16 protein-coding genes, 1 rRNA gene and 1 other annotated feature are annotated in these 16685 nt (G+C 39.4%); all 17 genes read left to right on the top strand.

Annotated features, from left to right (window positions below; translation table 11 throughout):
* Nucleotides 1–16 precede the first annotated feature (16 nt).
* The 17 genes from rrf (at nucleotide 17) to sigH (ending at nucleotide 16588) form a co-directional block, all read left to right on the top strand.
* Nucleotides 17–132, top strand: a 5S ribosomal RNA gene (gene rrf, locus AB3N04_RS10915).
* A gap of 301 nt (nucleotides 133–433) precedes the next feature.
* Entirely contained in the window at nucleotides 434–904 is a 471-nt protein-coding gene (locus AB3N04_RS10910) for a CtsR family transcriptional regulator (RefSeq protein ID WP_317123845.1), read from the top strand.
* A 33-nt stretch (nucleotides 905–937) separates the two neighbouring features.
* Nucleotides 938–1468, top strand: a complete 531-nt coding sequence (locus AB3N04_RS10905; protein WP_368505972.1) for a UvrB/UvrC motif-containing protein — start codon at nucleotides 938–940, stop codon at nucleotides 1466–1468.
* A gap of 4 nt (nucleotides 1469–1472) precedes the next feature.
* The gene (locus AB3N04_RS10900; protein WP_368505971.1) at nucleotides 1473–2549 is read left to right on the top strand and encodes a protein arginine kinase; all 1077 of its coding nucleotides are present in this window, start codon (nucleotides 1473–1475) and stop codon (nucleotides 2547–2549) included.
* A gap of 17 nt (nucleotides 2550–2566) precedes the next feature.
* The gene (clpC, locus tag AB3N04_RS10895; RefSeq protein ID WP_368505970.1) at nucleotides 2567–5008 is read left to right on the top strand and encodes an ATP-dependent protease ATP-binding subunit ClpC; all 2442 of its coding nucleotides are present in this window, start codon (nucleotides 2567–2569) and stop codon (nucleotides 5006–5008) included.
* Between the two features lie 149 nt (nucleotides 5009–5157).
* Nucleotides 5158–6534, top strand: a complete 1377-nt coding sequence (radA, locus tag AB3N04_RS10890; RefSeq protein WP_317123841.1) for a DNA repair protein RadA — start codon at nucleotides 5158–5160, stop codon at nucleotides 6532–6534.
* A 5-nt stretch (nucleotides 6535–6539) separates the two neighbouring features.
* A complete protein-coding gene (disA, locus tag AB3N04_RS10885; protein WP_317123840.1) occupies nucleotides 6540–7613 on the top strand; it encodes a DNA integrity scanning diadenylate cyclase DisA in 1074 nt (357 codons plus the stop codon).
* Between the two features lie 181 nt (nucleotides 7614–7794).
* Nucleotides 7795–8889 carry a PIN/TRAM domain-containing protein gene (locus AB3N04_RS10880; protein WP_368505969.1) on the top strand — a complete coding sequence of 365 codons (1095 nt, stop codon included), beginning with the start codon at nucleotides 7795–7797 and terminating at the stop codon, nucleotides 8887–8889.
* A gap of 196 nt (nucleotides 8890–9085) precedes the next feature.
* On the top strand, nucleotides 9086–9772 hold the full coding sequence (ispD, locus tag AB3N04_RS10875) for a 2-C-methyl-D-erythritol 4-phosphate cytidylyltransferase (protein WP_368505968.1): 687 nt from the start codon (nucleotides 9086–9088) through the stop codon (nucleotides 9770–9772).
* Between the two features lie 2 nt (nucleotides 9773–9774).
* Nucleotides 9775–10254 (top strand): 2-C-methyl-D-erythritol 2,4-cyclodiphosphate synthase, encoded by a 480-nt coding sequence (gene ispF / locus AB3N04_RS10870; RefSeq protein WP_368505967.1) that lies wholly within the window; start codon nucleotides 9775–9777, stop codon nucleotides 10252–10254.
* Between the two features lie 82 nt (nucleotides 10255–10336).
* Complete coding sequence (gltX, locus tag AB3N04_RS10865; protein WP_368505966.1) at nucleotides 10337–11791, top strand: glutamate--tRNA ligase; 1455 nt, start codon at nucleotides 10337–10339, stop codon at nucleotides 11789–11791.
* A 10-nt stretch (nucleotides 11792–11801) separates the two neighbouring features.
* Nucleotides 11802–12026 (top strand) — a binding site (T-box leader).
* Nucleotides 12027–12090: 64 nt separating this feature from the next.
* Nucleotides 12091–12735: a serine O-acetyltransferase gene (gene cysE, locus AB3N04_RS10860; RefSeq protein WP_368505965.1), complete on the top strand. Its 645-nt coding sequence runs from the start codon at nucleotides 12091–12093 to the stop codon at nucleotides 12733–12735.
* A 34-nt stretch (nucleotides 12736–12769) separates the two neighbouring features.
* Nucleotides 12770–14167, top strand: coding sequence for a cysteine--tRNA ligase (gene cysS, locus AB3N04_RS10855; RefSeq protein WP_368505964.1), 1398 nt, complete (start codon nucleotides 12770–12772; stop codon nucleotides 14165–14167).
* Nucleotide 14168: 1 nt separating this feature from the next.
* Nucleotides 14169–14591: a Mini-ribonuclease 3 gene (locus tag AB3N04_RS10850; protein ID WP_368505963.1), complete on the top strand. Its 423-nt coding sequence runs from the start codon at nucleotides 14169–14171 to the stop codon at nucleotides 14589–14591.
* Between the two features lie 4 nt (nucleotides 14592–14595).
* Entirely contained in the window at nucleotides 14596–15345 is a 750-nt protein-coding gene (gene rlmB / locus AB3N04_RS10845) for a 23S rRNA (guanosine(2251)-2'-O)-methyltransferase RlmB (protein ID WP_368505962.1), read from the top strand.
* A complete protein-coding gene (locus tag AB3N04_RS10840) occupies nucleotides 15346–15858 on the top strand; it encodes an NYN domain-containing protein (protein WP_368505961.1) in 513 nt (170 codons plus the stop codon).
* Between the two features lie 76 nt (nucleotides 15859–15934).
* Complete coding sequence (gene sigH, locus AB3N04_RS10835; RefSeq protein ID WP_368505960.1) at nucleotides 15935–16588, top strand: RNA polymerase sporulation sigma factor SigH; 654 nt, start codon at nucleotides 15935–15937, stop codon at nucleotides 16586–16588.
* Nucleotides 16589–16685 lie beyond the last annotated feature (97 nt).

The following is a 16685-nucleotide window of genomic DNA, read 5'->3' as shown; positions in this document are numbered from 1 at the left end:
ACTCTCAATTAAATAGTCTGGTGGCGATAGCAAAGAGGTCACACCCGTTCCCATGCCGAACACGGTCGTTAAGCTCTTTTGCGCCGATGGTAGTTGGGGGCTTCCCCCTGTGAGAGTAGGACGTTGCCAGGCACCTAAAACCATTCCTTATTGGAATGGTTTTTTTGTGTGTAAAAAACTAATTCCGGTTAAGCGATACGTCTAGATAGGCTTTACGGCTAATAATATATTTAAAGACCGATAAAAAAGATTACTTGACTCACATAGAGGGAATAGAGAAAGAATTACATATTTTATGTAGACATTAAAGAGTCGTTGGCTATACTAGCAACTATACGACTCAAATAGTTGCACTTTTAAAAAAGACGGATTATAATATTTTCAAAGTCAAAGATAGTCAAAGTCAAAACAAGGAGAGGGGAGGCGTCAATGCTTGAGGAATATATCCGATATCATCGAGAATTATCTCAAATCAACTTTAATGAAAAGTAAGGATGATTTGTTAGAGATTAAACGAAGTGAGCTAGCTAAACAGTTTGAATGTGTTCCGTCGCAGATCAATTATGTTATAAGCACTCGTTTTACAATTGAAAAAGGTTATGTAGTTGAAAGTAAACGAGGAGGCGGAGGATATATTCGAATTATTAAGGTGAAGCCTCACGACGATCTAGCTCTCTTTGAACAAGTAATAAAAATGATAGGTGAAAAAATTGATCAACAAACAGCAGAAAATGTTATTTTGAGACTACTTGAAGAAGGTGCTATTTCTAAACGAGAAGCTAATCTAATGGCAAGTGCAGTTGATCGAACATTGTTTCAAACCACGATTTCACACCGAGACGAAATAAGAGCAAACCTTTTAAAGGCAATGCTCGAAACATTAACTTATAAACAAGACCGTTAATAGAAATGAAAAAGTGAAAGAGGTGTTTATGCGATGAAATGCCAAGAGTGTGGTGAACGAGAGGCAACATTGCATTTTACAAAAATCGTTAACGGGAAAAAAACTGAATTTCATATATGTGAACAGTGTGCCCGTGAAAAAGGTGAACATATTCCTGGATCAAACAGCTTTTCCATCCATCAATTATTATCAGGTCTTCTCCATCTTGAACAACCGTTAAAGGCAGGGCAGGAGGCTTCTAATAGTCGGAAAGAGTTAGTTTGCCATAATTGCGGGATGAAATATGAACAATTTACTCGGGCCGGCCGGTTTGGTTGTGCCACATGCTATGAAAGTTTTGAAACTAAATTAGACCCTATTTTGAAGCGTGTCCATAGTGGGAATTACACACATTCTGGCAAAATACCAGTGCGTGTGGGTGGAGGCATTCAACTTCAAAGAGAAATTGATTCATTAAAGGATCAAATGAAACAGTATATTGAACGAGAAGAATTTGAACAAGCTGCGGAAACAAGGGATCAAATTCGCGCTCTAGAACAAAAAAAGAACCAAGGAGAGGGGTGAGAAGATGTCACTCCAAAAGTTTATATCAGAAGCAATTAGTCCATGGATGAAAAAAGATGGTATTGATTCGGATATTGTCTTAAGTAGCCGAATAAGATTAGCTAGAAACCTAAAAGAATATAAATTTCCACTCCTCTCTACGATGGATGAGTCTAATGCGGTTGTAAAACAAATAAAAGAGTCTTTATTAACGGATCAAAATAAAGAAGTAGGATCATTAGAACTTATTTTAATGGACGATCTAAAAGTAAATGAAAAGAGAGTTTTAGTAGAGAAGCACCTGATAAGTCCGCATCTTGCAGAGCAGTCGAAGCACGGAGCTGTTATTTTAAGCGAAGATGAATCGGTAAGTTTGATGATTAATGAAGAAGACCATCTACGTATTCAATATCTTTTCCCTGGATTTCAACTTACAAAAGGGTTAGAAGCGACCAGTTCCCTGGATGATTGGATTGAACAAAGATTGACTTATGCATTTGATGAGAAGCGAGGATATTTAACAAGTTGTCCAACAAATGTTGGGACAGGATTAAGAGCCTCAGTAATGATGCACCTGCCTGCTCTAGCGATGACACGTCAATTAAATAAAATTTTACCAGCAATTAATCAATTAGGATTAGTTGTTAGAGGAATTTACGGTGAAGGTAGCGAAGCTTTAGGTAACCTATTTCAAGTTTCAAACCAACTAACTCTCGGAAAATCAGAACAAGATATTGTAGAAGACTTACGAGATGTCGTTATGCAATTGATTCAACAGGAACGTTCCGCACGGGAAGTGTTGATGCAAAGTTCTAAATTACAACTAGAAGATAGAGTATACCGTTCCTATGGTATCCTCTCTCATAGTCGGGTGATTGAATCAAAAGAAGCGACACAGCGTTTATCTGATGTTCGACTGGGTATCGATGTTGGACTGCTTGAGAATGTATCTGCAAATATTTTAAATGAGTTAATGATTCTAACTCAGCCAGGATTTTTGCAACAGTATGCAGGTGAGGTGTTATCACCAGATCTACGTGATGAACGGAGAGCAACATTGATCCGTGAGCGATTGAAGCTTGAAAACGAAACGAACGAATAAATGTGGAGGTGGCGCCAATGATGTTTGGACGTTTAACAGAACGAGCTCAGAAAGTATTAGCATTAGCGCAAGAGGAAGCAATTCGATTAGGTCACAATAATATTGGTACAGAACATGTGTTACTTGGACTGATTCGAGAAGGAGAGGGTATTGCTGCAAAAGCACTTCAAGCGCTTGGATTAGGATCGGAAAAGATTCAAAAAGAAGTTGAAACATTGATCGGAAAAGGGCAAGAGGGCTCAAAAACCATTCATTATACTCCTCGTGCAAAAAAGGTTATTGAACTTTCTATGGATGAGGCACGCAAGCTTGGACACTCGTATGTCGGCACTGAGCATATCCTATTAGGTTTAATTAGAGAAGGAGAAGGAGTTGCAGCACGAGTACTGAACAACCTTGGTGTGAGCTTAAATAAAGCGCGTCAGCAAGTTTTACAGTTACTAGGAAGCAACGAAGTAGGTAGTTCATCTCAACAGGGTGGAAGTGCTACTCATGCCAATACACCGACACTTGATAGTTTAGCTCGTGACTTAACAGCTATCGCTCGTGAGGAATCACTTGATCCTGTTATTGGACGTAGTAAAGAAATTGAGCGTGTGATCCAAGTATTGAGTCGTCGCACCAAGAATAATCCAGTTCTTATTGGTGAACCTGGTGTTGGTAAAACGGCGATTGCAGAAGGATTAGCGCAATCTATTGTTGCAAATGAAGTTCCAGAAACGCTACGCAATAAACGCGTGATGACGCTTGATATGGGAACGGTTGTTGCAGGTACTAAATATCGTGGTGAGTTTGAAGATCGTTTGAAAAAGGTGATGGATGAAATTCGCCAGGCGGGTAATGTAATCTTATTCATTGACGAATTACACACATTAATTGGAGCCGGTGGAGCAGAAGGAGCAATTGATGCTTCTAATATCTTAAAGCCATCTCTTGCACGTGGTGAATTACAATGTATTGGTGCGACTACTCTTGATGAGTACCGTAAATATATTGAAAAGGATGCAGCGCTTGAGCGTCGTTTCCAACCAATCCGAGTAAATGAGCCGACATTAGAAGAGTCTGTTCTTATTTTAAAAGGATTGCGTGACCGTTATGAGGCGCATCATCGTGTAACGATAACAGATGAAGCAATTGAAGAGTCTGTTAAAATGTCAGATCGCTATATCTCAGATCGTTTCTTACCAGACAAGGCGATTGATCTAATTGATGAAGCTGCGTCGAAGGTAAGACTACGTTCATATACAGCTCCTCCAAACTTAAAGGAGCTTGAAGGTCGCCTCGAAGAAACACGTAAGGAAAAAGATGCTGCAGTTCAAAGTCAAGAATTTGAAAAAGCTGCCTCGCTACGTGACACAGAGCAACGTTTACGTGAAGAGCTTGAAGAAATGAAGAATGAATGGAAGAAAAAACAAGGTCAAGAAGATACTGAAGTTGTGGTGGAAGATATCGCTCAAGTTGTAGCGAGTTGGACTGGAATTCCGGTTTCCAAGCTGGCGGAGGAAGAAACGGATCGTCTACTTAAGATGGAAAGTATTCTTCATGAGCGTATTGTTGGGCAAGAAGAGGCGGTTGTATCAATCTCTAAAGCTGTTAGACGTGCTAGAGCAGGTCTAAAAGATCCAAAGCGTCCAATTGGTTCATTTATCTTCTTAGGACCAACTGGAGTAGGTAAAACAGAATTAGCTCGAGCTGTAGCGGAGACATTATTCGGCGATGAAGATGCTGTTATTCGTATTGATATGTCTGAGTACATGGAGAAGCATGCAACGAGTCGTCTCGTTGGTTCCCCTCCTGGATATGTAGGACATGAAGATGGTGGCCAATTAACAGAGAAAGTTCGCCGTAAGCCATACTCTGTTATTCTGCTCGATGAGATTGAAAAAGCTCACCCTGAAGTCTTTAATATCTTATTACAAGTACTTGAAGATGGGCGTTTAACGGATTCTAAAGGACGCACAGTAGATTTTCGTAATACAGCTATCATTATGACTTCAAATGTCGGTGCGAGTACACTCAAGCGTAATAAGTACCTAGGCTTTACAACAGAGAGCGAAGGGCAAGAGTACAAGGATATGAAAGGGAAAGTTATGGAGGAGCTTAAACGTAGCTTCCGTCCTGAATTCCTTAACCGTATTGATGAGATCATTGTCTTCCATTCTCTTGAGAAAAAGCATGTACGCGAAATCATTACGTTAATGGCTGATCAATTAAAACAACGTCTGCAAGAACAAGGAATTGAATTCGAATTAACAGAAGCTGCAAAAGATAAAATTACAGATCTGGGCTATGATCCTGAATATGGAGCTCGTCCATTACGTCGTGCATTGCAAAAGCAAGTTGAAGATCGTTTATCTGAAGAGCTATTAAAAGGAACGATCTTTAAAGGACAAAAGGCAATCATCGATGTACGTGATGATGAGCTTATAGTTGAAACGCGTGAGAGCGCACAAGTATAAATAATCGACTACATTCGATCAAGAAAAGCCGAGGGACAGACATAATCCCTCGGCTTTTCACCATAGAGATAGTAATACCTCTCTTTACAACTTTTTTTCTATCTCTGGTACAATAAAGAGTAGAAGAATGAAGGAAGTAGGGATGGTAATTGGCGAAGAAGAAAACCAAATTTGTTTGTCAGGAATGTGGCTATGAATCGGCTAAATGGATGGGGAAATGTCCAGGGTGTCAAGGTTGGAATACGATGGTTGAGGAGTTTGAACCGAGTGCTAAACAATCTAGCCGGAGTTATGTTACTTCTGGTGCTACCCAAGGGACAAAGCCACAAGCTATTACGTCTATAGTGAGTGAAACCGAACCTAGGGTCAATACAACCATGGTGGAGTTAAATCGAGTTCTTGGTGGAGGGATTGTACCAGGTTCACTTGTATTAGTAGGGGGCGACCCAGGGATTGGGAAGTCTACGTTGTTACTCCAGTTATCAGCTAAGCTAGCTGAAACAAATGAAAAAGTTCTCTATATATCAGGTGAAGAGTCAGTTAAGCAAACAAAATTACGTGCAGACCGACTCAATCTCGCTTCAGCTAATCTGTATGTATTGGCAGAAACCGATCTAAGCTTTATCGAACGAGCAATTGATGAAGTTGAGCCTGCATTAGTCATTATAGACTCGATTCAAACGGTGTATCAAGATGATATATCATCGGCACCTGGAAGTGTGGCTCAAGTAAGAGAATGTACAGCAGCATTCATGAAGATTGCTAAAACACGTGGAATCGCTATTTTTATAGTGGGTCATGTAACAAAGCAGGGTTCAATCGCTGGACCTAAACTTCTTGAACATATGGTAGATTCTGTTTTGTATTTTGAGGGCGAACGTCATCATACATATCGAATTCTACGAGCTGTAAAGAATCGATTTGGTTCAACCAATGAAATGGGTATATTTGAAATGAAGGAACTAGGGCTTGAAGAAGTATTAAACCCATCAGAAATCTTTCTTGAAGAGCGATCAAAAGGGGCGGCAGGATCAATTGTAGTGGCATCGATGGAAGGTACACGTCCTGTTCTTGTAGAACTACAGGCCCTCATATCTCCAACCAGTTTCGGAAACCCTAGAAGAATGGCAACGGGAATAGACCATAATCGAGTCTCTCTTTTAATGGCAGTTCTAGAAAAACGCGTTGGATTGCTCTTACAAAATCAAGACGCTTATCTAAATGTAGCTGGTGGTGTCCGCTTAGATGAACCGGCAATTGATTTAGCGATTGCTTTAAGTATTGCGTCAAGCTTTCGTAATCAAGTGACAAGTCCCACAGATGTCGCTATTGGAGAAATTGGGCTAACAGGAGAAATTCGACGTGTGTCTAGAATAGACCAGCGGGTTAATGAAGCGGCTAAATTAGGATTTAAGCGAGCAATCATACCTGAGAAGAACTTAGGAGGTTGGACTGTGCCAAAAGGCATTGAAGTCATAGGAGTACCAACTGTAGAGCGTGCGCTTGAGGTTGTGTTAGGGAGGTAAGGTGAATGGATGAGAGAAAAAAAGAGAGTTTTATTCAAAGTGTTCTAAAACTTGTGGCACCAGGTACCCCACTCCGAGCAGGTATAGATAATGTACTTCGAGCGAAAACAGGAGGATTAATCGTACTTGGCTATAATAATGAGATGATGAATATTGTAGACGGGGGATTTTTTATTAATTGTAATTTCTCGCCTGCTTATTTATATGAACTAGCTAAGATGGATGGTGCCATTATTTTGAGCGAGGATGGCCAACGTATTTTATACGCAAATACGCAGCTAGTACCAAATAACGGCATTGAATCGATTGAGACGGGAATTCGTCACCGTACGGCAGAGCGTGTTGCTAAGCAAACTGGCAACTTGGTCATCTCAATCTCGCAACGTCGAAATGTTATCACTCTTTATCAGGGAGAGCATCGCTATTCACTTAAAGATATTGGAGTGATCTTAACAAAGGCCAATCAAGCAATTCAAACGCTGGAAAAATATAAAGTCGTCTTAGATCAAGGCATCACCAATTTAGGGGCTCTTGAGTTTGAACAGTTAGTAACGTTTCATGAAGTAACTCAAGTCATTCATCGTGTTCAGATGGTGCTTAGAATTAAACGTGAAATTTTAAATTATGTGAATGAGCTTGGTGATGAGGGAAGGCTTATTACGATGCAGTTAAATGAATTGGTTTCAAATATCGAAAAAGAAGCGATTTATTTACTGAAAGATTATGTCAAAGACAAAAAACAAGATGAATTTGATACTCTGCGTGAGTTAACGAAGTCTCAAACAGAGGACTTATTAGATGAACATGAGATCGTAAAAGTGCTTGGTTATGGGAAGAACATTAATGTTCAAGAACAAGCTGTCTCACCTAGAGGGTATAGAATTCTTCATCGAATACCAAGACTCCCGCCACTTATTATAAATAATCTAATCGAGAAATATGGAAATTTATCTAGTATTATGTTTGCCAGTATTGAGGAACTTGATGAAGTAGAAGGGATTGGAGAAGCCAGAGCTAAAATGATTAAAGGTGGGCTTCAACGAATTCAAGAGCAGCTATTTGTGGACCGTCACATTTAAAGTGAAGAAGGTTGAAACTTCCAGGACTTTTATGTATAATAATAAGTTTTCTGAATTGACAGAAAGTTTTTGGTTTGATACGTTTGAAGTAGTAGGTGATCTTGGAATTTTATGTGAAATCAAGTTTGCTAGGTTTCAATTATGGAAACTTGTCTATAATAATTAAAGGAGGTGAAGCTGAATGCTGAAGTGGATTGTGCAATTGTTTTTTATTTTAATGGGGGGGACCCTTGGGTTTTTATTTGTTCCGGAACTGATTCAACTTATTAATTTTGGTGATATCCCAACGTGGTTAATGAGTCCTTATGCAGGTGCTGTTATCGGTGCTGGTGTTTTATTTGTTACAACATTTTGGTTAGCTGATTATATTGTAAACTTAATGAAGTTAGTGGAAGAAGCTATTGTAAAAGCCCCCGTGACTGACGTTTTATTTGGATCAATGGGATTGATTATTGGACTAATTGTTGCGTATTTAATTGGTATTCCTCTCAATGTTATTCAAATTCCGGTCTTAAGTACAATCGTTCCTATCTTTGTTACCATCTTCTTAGGTTACTTTGGATTTCAAATCGGTTTTAAGAAACGTGATGAATTAATTAATCTATTCACCATGACGCGAAACTTAGGGAAGAAAAAAGAAGATGAAGAAGCTGAATTAAAACAAGGCAATCAGCTAAAGATTCTTGATACTAGTGTGATTATTGATGGTCGTATTGCAGATATTTGTAAAACGGGATTCCTACAAGGAACATTAGTTATACCTGAGTTTGTCTTAGAGGAACTTCAACATATTGCGGATTCTTCAGATGTACTTAAGCGTAACCGAGGTCGTCGTGGATTAGACATCCTTAATAAAATTCAAAAAGAATTACCGATTAACGTAGAGATCTATGAAGGCGACTTTGAAGAAATTCAAGAAGTTGATAGTAAGCTTGTAAAACTGGCTAAAATATCTTCTGGAATGGTAGTCACAAATGACTTTAATTTAAATAAAGTGTGTGAGCTACAAGGAGTGTCGGTCCTAAACATTAATGATTTAGCTAATGCAGTAAAGCCTGTTGTTCTTCCAGGCGAAGAGCTGAATGTACAGGTAATTAAAGATGGTAAAGAACATCACCAAGGAGTTGCTTATCTAGATGATGGTACGATGATTGTCGTAGAAGGTGGACGCGATCATATCGGGAAAAATCTTGATGTTGTCGTAACAAGTGTTCTTCAGACAAGCGCTGGTCGAATGATATTCGCTAAACCAAAATTATTAGAAAAAGCTCTATAAGAAGTCATTTAAAAGCGCCTACCTCTATGTAATGAAGATGGAAGGTGCTTTTACTTTTTATCGTCCTATAAAACATATGAAGTGCGCGGACATCTGCCAAATCATATGCGAAAATAAGCTGAATCATGATAAAATAAATTGCATTACATATAGAAGATAGGATGTCTTAAAAAAGGCATAGCTGAGGAGAAAATCAATGAACTATAGTGTGGTGATCCCTGCTGCAGGACAAGGTAAAAGGATGCAAGCAGGTAAGAACAAACAATTTATTCATTTGCGTAATGAGCCAATTATTGTGCATACCCTAAAAGCATTTGTTTCTGACCCATGGTGTGACCGAATTATTCTTGTTGTTAATAAAGAGGAGCGGAAAGAAATGGGTGAGCTATGTTCTTTCCTTAGCGATAAGAAACAAATTATGATTGTAAACGGGGGACTTGAGCGTCAACAAAGTGTGAAGTGTGGGATTGATGCTATAGATGGAGAGGGTATTGTACTTGTTCATGATGGAGCAAGGCCTTTTATTAATCAAGAGATCATTCACCTACTGGTAAACGATGCTGCTAAAAGCGGTGCTGCAACTGTTGCCGTCCCAGTTAAGGACACAGTTAAACGGGTGAAAGATTTTAAAGTACTAGAGACAATGAAGCGTGAAGAGCTATGGTCTATTCAAACGCCACAAGCTTTTGATGTAGAGCTCTTAAAGGAAGCGCATGAAAAAGCAGAAGCAGAAAATAAACTTGGCACTGATGATGCCAGTTTAATCGAATGGCTTGGTAAACCAGTATCAATCATTCAGGGAGATTACACGAATATTAAGCTGACGACGCCAGAGGATTTACTCTTTGCAGAAGCGATCTTAACACAAAAGGAGAAGGTGTAGGCATGATTCGAATAGGACAAGGCTATGATGTACATCAATTAGTTGAAGGCAGGCCACTTATTATTGGCGGGATTACGATTCCTTATGAAAAAGGATTACTTGGACATTCTGATGCGGATGTTCTTCTTCATACGATTGCAGATGCGGTACTTGGTGCGATCGCAGAAGGTGATATTGGAAAGCATTTTCCTGATACAGAGCCAGAATTTAAAGATGCGGATTCGGCCGAGTTATTAACTCATGTATGGAAGATAGTGAAGGAAAAGGGCTATCAATTAGGCAATATCGACTGCACAATTATTGCCGAAAAGCCAAAGATGGCTCCTCATATTAACGATATGAGGGACCGAATTGCAGAACTTTTAGAAGCTGAAGTAAGTCAAGTGAATGTAAAAGCTACGACAACGGAGAAACTCGGGTTTACTGGGCGTGGTGAAGGAATCGCTTCATTAGCTACTGTTCTTTTAACAAAAACTTCTTGAAATGAAAAAAAGAGTGACGCAGTAAATTAGGAACAATGCTACAATAAAAAGCATACTATTTTAGAAATGGAAGGTGCAATTAATGGGAAGTGAAGTGAGAGTTCGTTTTGCTCCAAGTCCGACGGGGCATTTACATATTGGTGGTGCCCGTTCGGCTTTATTTAATTATCTTTATGCAAAAAGCCAAGGTGGAAAATTTATTCTTCGTATTGAAGATACAGATCAAGCTCGTAACGTTGAAACAGCTAAGGATAAGCTATTAAATAGTTTAAAGTGGCTAGGAATTGAATGGGATGAGAGTATTGATGTTGGTGGGGATTATGGCCCGTACAGCTGTATGGAGCGTATTGATCTTTACAAAGAATACATTCAACAATTACTAGACGAAGGTAAGGCATACTACTGTTACATGACGGAAAGCGAACTTGAAGCAGAGCGCGAGGCTCAGTCAGCTCGAGGTGAGTTACCAAAGTACAGTGGCCGTGACCGTAACTTAACAGAAGAAGAGCGAAAAGCCTATGAGGAAAAAGGGCTTAAGCCAGTCGTGCGTTTCCGTGTACCTGAAGGAAAAGAAATCGTGATTGATGACGCTGTTCGTGGTCAAGTAACATTTGAATCTGATGGAATTGGTGACTTTGTTATTGCAAGAAAAGATGGAGTGCCAATGTATAACTTTGCGGTGACAGTTGATGATTACTTAATGAAAATCTCTCATGTTATTCGTGGGGAGGAGCATCTTTCAAATACGCCACGCCAAGTGATGCTTTATCAAGCATTTGGGTGGGATGTTCCTCGTTTTGCTCATGCGTCTTTAATTTTAAATCCGGATCGTCAAAAGATGAGCAAACGTGATGAGTCTATTATTCAGTTTGTTGAGCAATATAGAGAGCTGGGTTATATGCCAGAAGCAATTGTGAATTTCTTAGCTCTACTTGGTTGGTCACCAGTTGGAGAAGAAGAGATTTTCTCTATGCAAGAGCTTGGTGAGCAATTCTCGCTTGAGAGAGTCTCAAAAGCACCAGCTGTATTTGATACTGAGAAGCTTTCTTGGATGAATAATCAATATATAAAAGATGCAGATCTTGATGAAGTAGTTGACTTAGCACTTCCGCATCTTAAAAAAGCAGAAAGACTTCCAGAGGATATGAACGAAGAGCGTCTTCAATGGGCTAAGCGTTTAATTGGCTTATACCAAGAACAACTTCAATATGGGGCAGAAATTGTTGAGTTAACGGAGTTGTTCTTTAAGACGGAAATTGATTATAATGAAGAAGCGCAAGAAGTACTTGATGAAGAACAAGTACCTGAAGTGCTTAACCAATTTTTAAGTGAGCTAAAGCAATTAGAAACATTTGAAGCTGCCGACATAAAGAGCGCAATTAAAGCAACTCAAAAAGCAACAGGTCAAAAAGGTAAAAAGTTATTTATGCCAATTCGTGTTGCAACAACGGGGCAAACACATGGTCGAGATCTTCCGGACTCCATTGAACTGCTTGGTAAGGCTGTAGTAACTGCACGTCTAGAAAGCTTATTATAAATTCATATTGTTAATCGTGTTGAGAGGGAAAAGTAAGAAGTGCATTGCTTTTTAGAGAGAACCACCATTGGCTGCAAGTGGTTTAAGCAAGCTCTTCTGAAAATGCACCCTTGAGTCTTTTTTTGAACTGCATTGCACAGTAGAAAAAAGCGAGTGGCGTCGTTAATGGCTATAGAGATAGTGAAGAGAACACTCTTCACTTAAACAGAGTGGAACCGCGCCTAGCGCCTCTGTGCATATCCTGCACAGAGGCGTTTTTTAGTGGTTTAAAATGTAGTTTCAAAGGGGGAGGAGAAGCGATGAGAAGGATCATACGTACGCTAATGAACGATGTCGATGTTGTATTTAGTCAAGACCCTGCTGCAAGAAGTCGCCTAGAGGTTATTTTCACCTATTCAGGTGTTCATGCTATATGGTCTCACCGTTTGGCACATTGGATGTGGAAAAAGAAGTTATATTTTTTAGCGAGGCTCCAATCACAAATTAGTCGCTTTTTTACTGGCATTGAAATTCATCCTGGTGCCATAATTGGTCAACGCTTATTTATTGATCATGGAACGGGTGTTGTCATAGGAGAGACGTGTGAGATCGGTGACAATGTTACGATTTATCAAGGCGTAACATTAGGAGGAACAGGGAAAGAAAAAGGAAAGCGACATCCAACGGTTGCAGACGGAGTGTTAATTGCCTCAGGAGCAAAAGTATTAGGATCATTTTTAATTGGAGAAAATGCTCGTATAGGGGCAGGATCAGTTGTATTAAAGCCGGTGCCACCAAATTCTACAGTAGTAGGGATTCCAGGAAAGATTGTCATTCAAAATGGAGTGAAAGTGTCAGATGACCTTGATCATCATCTCTTACCTGACCCAATTGCTGATAAATTAAAAGAGTTAGAAGACGAAATAAAAGAACTTCGCAAAGAATTAGCTCACCAGAAAAGATAAAAAAGAATTTAATCAGGTTTAAGGAGTCGATCATATGGCGGTTCAGCTATATAACAGTTTAACAAAGAAGAAAGAGACGTTTGTACCGATTGAAGAAGGCAAAGTTAAGATGTACGTATGTGGACCAACCGTTTACAATTACATTCATATTGGGAATGCAAGACCACCAATTGTTTATGATATGGTGAGGCGTTACCTTGAGTATCGCGGTTATGAGGTAGAGTTTATTTCTAACTTTACAGATGTAGATGATAAAATTATTCGTGCAGCACATGAACTTGGTGAAGATGTCTTCGCCGTTGCTAATCGTTTTATTGAAGAGTACCACAATGATACATGTGCTCTTGGTGTAAAAAAAGCTGATAAGCACCCGCGAGTAACAGAAACGATTCCTGAAATTATCGATTTTGTTGCTAAATTAATTGAAAAAGAATATGCCTATGAATCTGGTGGAGATGTTTATTTTCGCACAAAAAAGTTTGAAGGCTATGGGAAATTATCGTCTCAAGCCATTGATGACCTTCGTTCTGGGGCTAGAATTGAAGTGGATGAAAGAAAAGAAGATCCACTAGATTTCGTTCTTTGGAAGGCGGCAAAAGAAGGTGAGGTTTCTTGGGAAAGTCCATGGGGTCATGGTCGTCCTGGTTGGCATATTGAATGTTCAGCTATGGTAAAGAAATATTTAGGTGATACAATCGATATTCATGCGGGCGGAAAAGATTTATCGTTTCCACATCACGAAAATGAAATTGCACAATCAGAAGCATTAACAGGAAAAACAATGGCTAATTACTGGATGCACAACGGTTTTATTAACATAAATAACGAAAAAATGTCGAAATCACTCGGAAATTTTGTTTTGGCACATGATATTATTCGACAACATTCTGCAGAAGTCGTTCGCTTCTTTATGCTAACTGCTCATTATCGTAGTCCAATCAATTTTAGTGATGAACTACTAGAAGGAGCTAAAAATGGTTTAGAACGTCTAAGAACGGCAGTTTCAAGCTTAGAACATCGATTAGCTGAATCAGCTGATTATGGTGAAAAAGAGCAATGGCTTGCAAAAATCTCGCAGGTAAAAGAAACCTTTATTAAAGAAATGGATGATGACTTTAATAGTGCAAATGGAATTTCGGTTCTATTCGATTTGGCCAAAGAAGCAAATCGGTATTTACGTGAGGAACAAACGTCTAAGCAGGTATTACAAGCCTTTATTGAGCTATTTGATGAGCTTGCAGGCGTCTTAGCAATAGAACTTCGTGACCAAGTTGAATTACTAGATGGGGAAATCGAAGCTTTAATTGAGCAGAGAAACGAAGCGCGTAAATCTCGAGACTTTAAGCGTGCAGATGAGATTCGCGATCAATTAAAAGAGCAAGGTATCCTATTAGAAGATACTGCACAAGGTGTACGCTGGAAGCGAGGCTAGAATGAAATTAATTGAACCTAACACAGATTTAATGCAGCTCAATGCATTGGCGCTAGCCTATATGGGTGATTCGGTATTAGATATGTATGTTCGCTATTATTTGATTGCACAAGGTAAAGTCAGGCCTCACCGGCTGCATGTGGAGGCGACACACTACGTTTCTGCAAAAGCGCAAGCAAGAGTGGTCTATGTATTACTAGACGAAGGTTATTTTAGTGAAGAAGAAGAGGCCGTGCTAAAGCGCGGCCGCAATGCAAAGTCTGGGTCTATTCCGAAAAATACCGATGCTAACACTTATCGCTACTCAACCGGTTTCGAAGCGGTACTTGGTTATCTTTATTTGCACAATCACAAAGAAAGATTAGATCAATTGATGGAAAAAGTCTTTTCAATATTAGATGATAAGAACGGAAAGGAGGCGTGAGAGAGTGAATCAGGAATTTATTGTTGGTAAAAACCCCGTTATCGAGGCTCTTCGCGCAGGACATACTATTAATAAAATTTGGATTGCAGAGGGATCTCAAAAAGGACAAATGACAAAGGTGATACAGCTTGCTAAAGAACAAGGCGTTCTTGTTCAAAATGCGCCTAAAAAGAAGCTTGAACAATTAGTAGATAGCTCTAATCACCAAGGTGTAGTAGCTTCTATAGCTGCTTATGAGTATGCTGAATTAGATGACTTATTTGCAGTAGCCAATAAACGAAATGAGGAGCCATTTTTCCTCATTCTAGATGAGGTTGAGGATCCCCATAACCTAGGTTCAATTATGCGTACAGCTGATGCAGTCGGTGCACATGGCATTATTATTCCTAAGCGCCGTGCAGTAGGCCTTACACAAACTGTTGCCAAAGCTTCAACGGGGGCAATTGAGTATATTCCAGTAGTGCGTGTAACCAATATCGCACGCACGATGGATGATCTGAAAAAGAGAGGGCTATGGTTTGCTGGTACAGATGCAAAAGGAAGCGAAGATTACCGTCAGGCTTCTTTTGATATGCCGATTGGTCTTGTTATTGGTAGTGAAGGAAAAGGGATCAGTCGTTTAATTAAAGAAAAATGTGACTTCCTCATTCATATTCCGATGGTAGGACAAGTAACTTCTCTTAATGCATCCGTGGCCGCAAGTCTTCTGATGTATGAAGTACATCGAAAACGTCATCCACTAGGAAATAAGTAAATGAAAGATATTCTTCTTGTTGATGGTTACAACATGGTTGGAGCATGGCCGGAGCTACGCGTTTTGAAAGATCGCGATCTTGCTCTGGCACGTGACCGTCTTGTTGAATATATGGCTGAGTATCAGGCTTATACAGGCTATGAAGTGAAAGTGATATTTGATGCTCATATGGTGGCTGGTATAGGGAAGCATTATCATAATTATCGTGTAGATGTTATATATACAAAAGAAAATGAAACAGCAGATGAGCGGATTGAACGTCTGGTTCTCGAGCTTAAACAAATTGATACGAGGATTCATGTAGCTACTTCAGACTTTACAGAGCAATCGATTATTTTTGGAAGCGGAGCTTTAAGAAAGTCGGCAAGAGAATTATTAATTGAAGTTGAAGTTGCAGGTAAAGGGATTGAAAAGAGTGTCGAATTAACTCGAAAGAAGCGAAATTCGACAAACTTGCCTTTAAATGAAGAAATGATTGAAATTTTTGAAAGATGGCGTCGAGGCGAAAGATGAGTGGTTGACCCGCTGGAAAACTGTGCTATATAATTATTGTATAATTTGGACAACATCCAAGGTCGGGGGGATTGTCGTGCACATGGACCTTCAAGAAACGGTAAAGAAGCTCAGTTATGATCAAGTTAATGATGATGTGTTAGTGGAACAAGTGCGTATGGGGGATAGCGGTGCGCTAGAGTTTTTGATCAACAAATATAAAAATTTTGTGCGTGCTAAAGCTAGATCTTATTTTTTAATTGGTGCAGATCATGAGGACATTGTTCAAGAAGGTATGATTGGACTTTACAAGGCAGTCCGCGATTTTAGAGGGGACAAGCTAGCATCATTTAAAGCGTTTGCTGAATTATGTATTACTCGTCAGATTATTACCGCAATAAAAACAGCAACGAGGCAAAAGCATATTCCGCTTAACTCGTATGTTTCACTAGATAAACCATTATATGACGAAGAGTCAGACCGTACACTATTGGATGTGATCTGTGGTTCAAGAGTTACTAATCCAGAAGATCTATTAATCAACCAAGAAGAGTTTGAAGATATCGAGCTTAAAATGGGTGAGATCTTAAGTGAACTTGAACGACAGGTCTTAATGCTTTACCTAGATGGCAGGTCTTATCAAGAAATTTCAGTAGACTTAAATCGTCACGTGAAATCAATTGATAATGCATTACAACGTGTAAAGCGTAAGTTAGAGCGTTATGTGGAATTAAAAGGCGTCACTCTATAATGAGATTGATAGAGCCTTGTCCTTTGATTTTAGGACTAGGCTTTTTTATATGAAAGTAAAGCCTCTGTTCCATAAATCTAGTAAATCAAGTACCCAA

The sequence above is a fragment of the Alkalihalophilus sp. As8PL genome (genome assembly GCF_040939795.1).
Classification (GTDB): domain Bacteria; phylum Bacillota; class Bacilli; order Bacillales; family Bacillaceae_D; genus Alkalihalophilus; species Alkalihalophilus lindianensis.
Note: the sequence above shows the minus strand (reverse complement) of the source record. Positions and strands in the feature narration are given on the sequence as shown.

Coding starts and splice junctions, on each gene's coding strand:
- cysS (WP_368505964.1), top strand. CDS start 12,770: ATGGCGGTTCAGCTATATAACAGTTTAACAAAGAAGAAAGAGACGTTT.
- ispD (WP_368505968.1), top strand. CDS start 9,086: ATGAACTATAGTGTGGTGATCCCTGCTGCAGGACAAGGTAAAAGGATG.
- AB3N04_RS10850 (WP_368505963.1), top strand. CDS start 14,169: ATGAAATTAATTGAACCTAACACAGATTTAATGCAGCTCAATGCATTG.
- disA (WP_317123840.1), top strand. CDS start 6,540: ATGGATGAGAGAAAAAAAGAGAGTTTTATTCAAAGTGTTCTAAAACTT.
- AB3N04_RS10900 (WP_368505971.1), top strand. CDS start 1,473: ATGTCACTCCAAAAGTTTATATCAGAAGCAATTAGTCCATGGATGAAA.
- AB3N04_RS10905 (WP_368505972.1), top strand. CDS start 938: ATGAAATGCCAAGAGTGTGGTGAACGAGAGGCAACATTGCATTTTACA.
- clpC (WP_368505970.1), top strand. CDS start 2,567: ATGATGTTTGGACGTTTAACAGAACGAGCTCAGAAAGTATTAGCATTA.
- ispF (WP_368505967.1), top strand. CDS start 9,775: ATGATTCGAATAGGACAAGGCTATGATGTACATCAATTAGTTGAAGGC.
- cysE (WP_368505965.1), top strand. CDS start 12,091: ATGAGAAGGATCATACGTACGCTAATGAACGATGTCGATGTTGTATTT.
- AB3N04_RS10840 (WP_368505961.1), top strand. CDS start 15,346: ATGAAAGATATTCTTCTTGTTGATGGTTACAACATGGTTGGAGCATGG.
- AB3N04_RS10880 (WP_368505969.1), top strand. CDS start 7,795: ATGCTGAAGTGGATTGTGCAATTGTTTTTTATTTTAATGGGGGGGACC.
- gltX (WP_368505966.1), top strand. CDS start 10,337: ATGGGAAGTGAAGTGAGAGTTCGTTTTGCTCCAAGTCCGACGGGGCAT.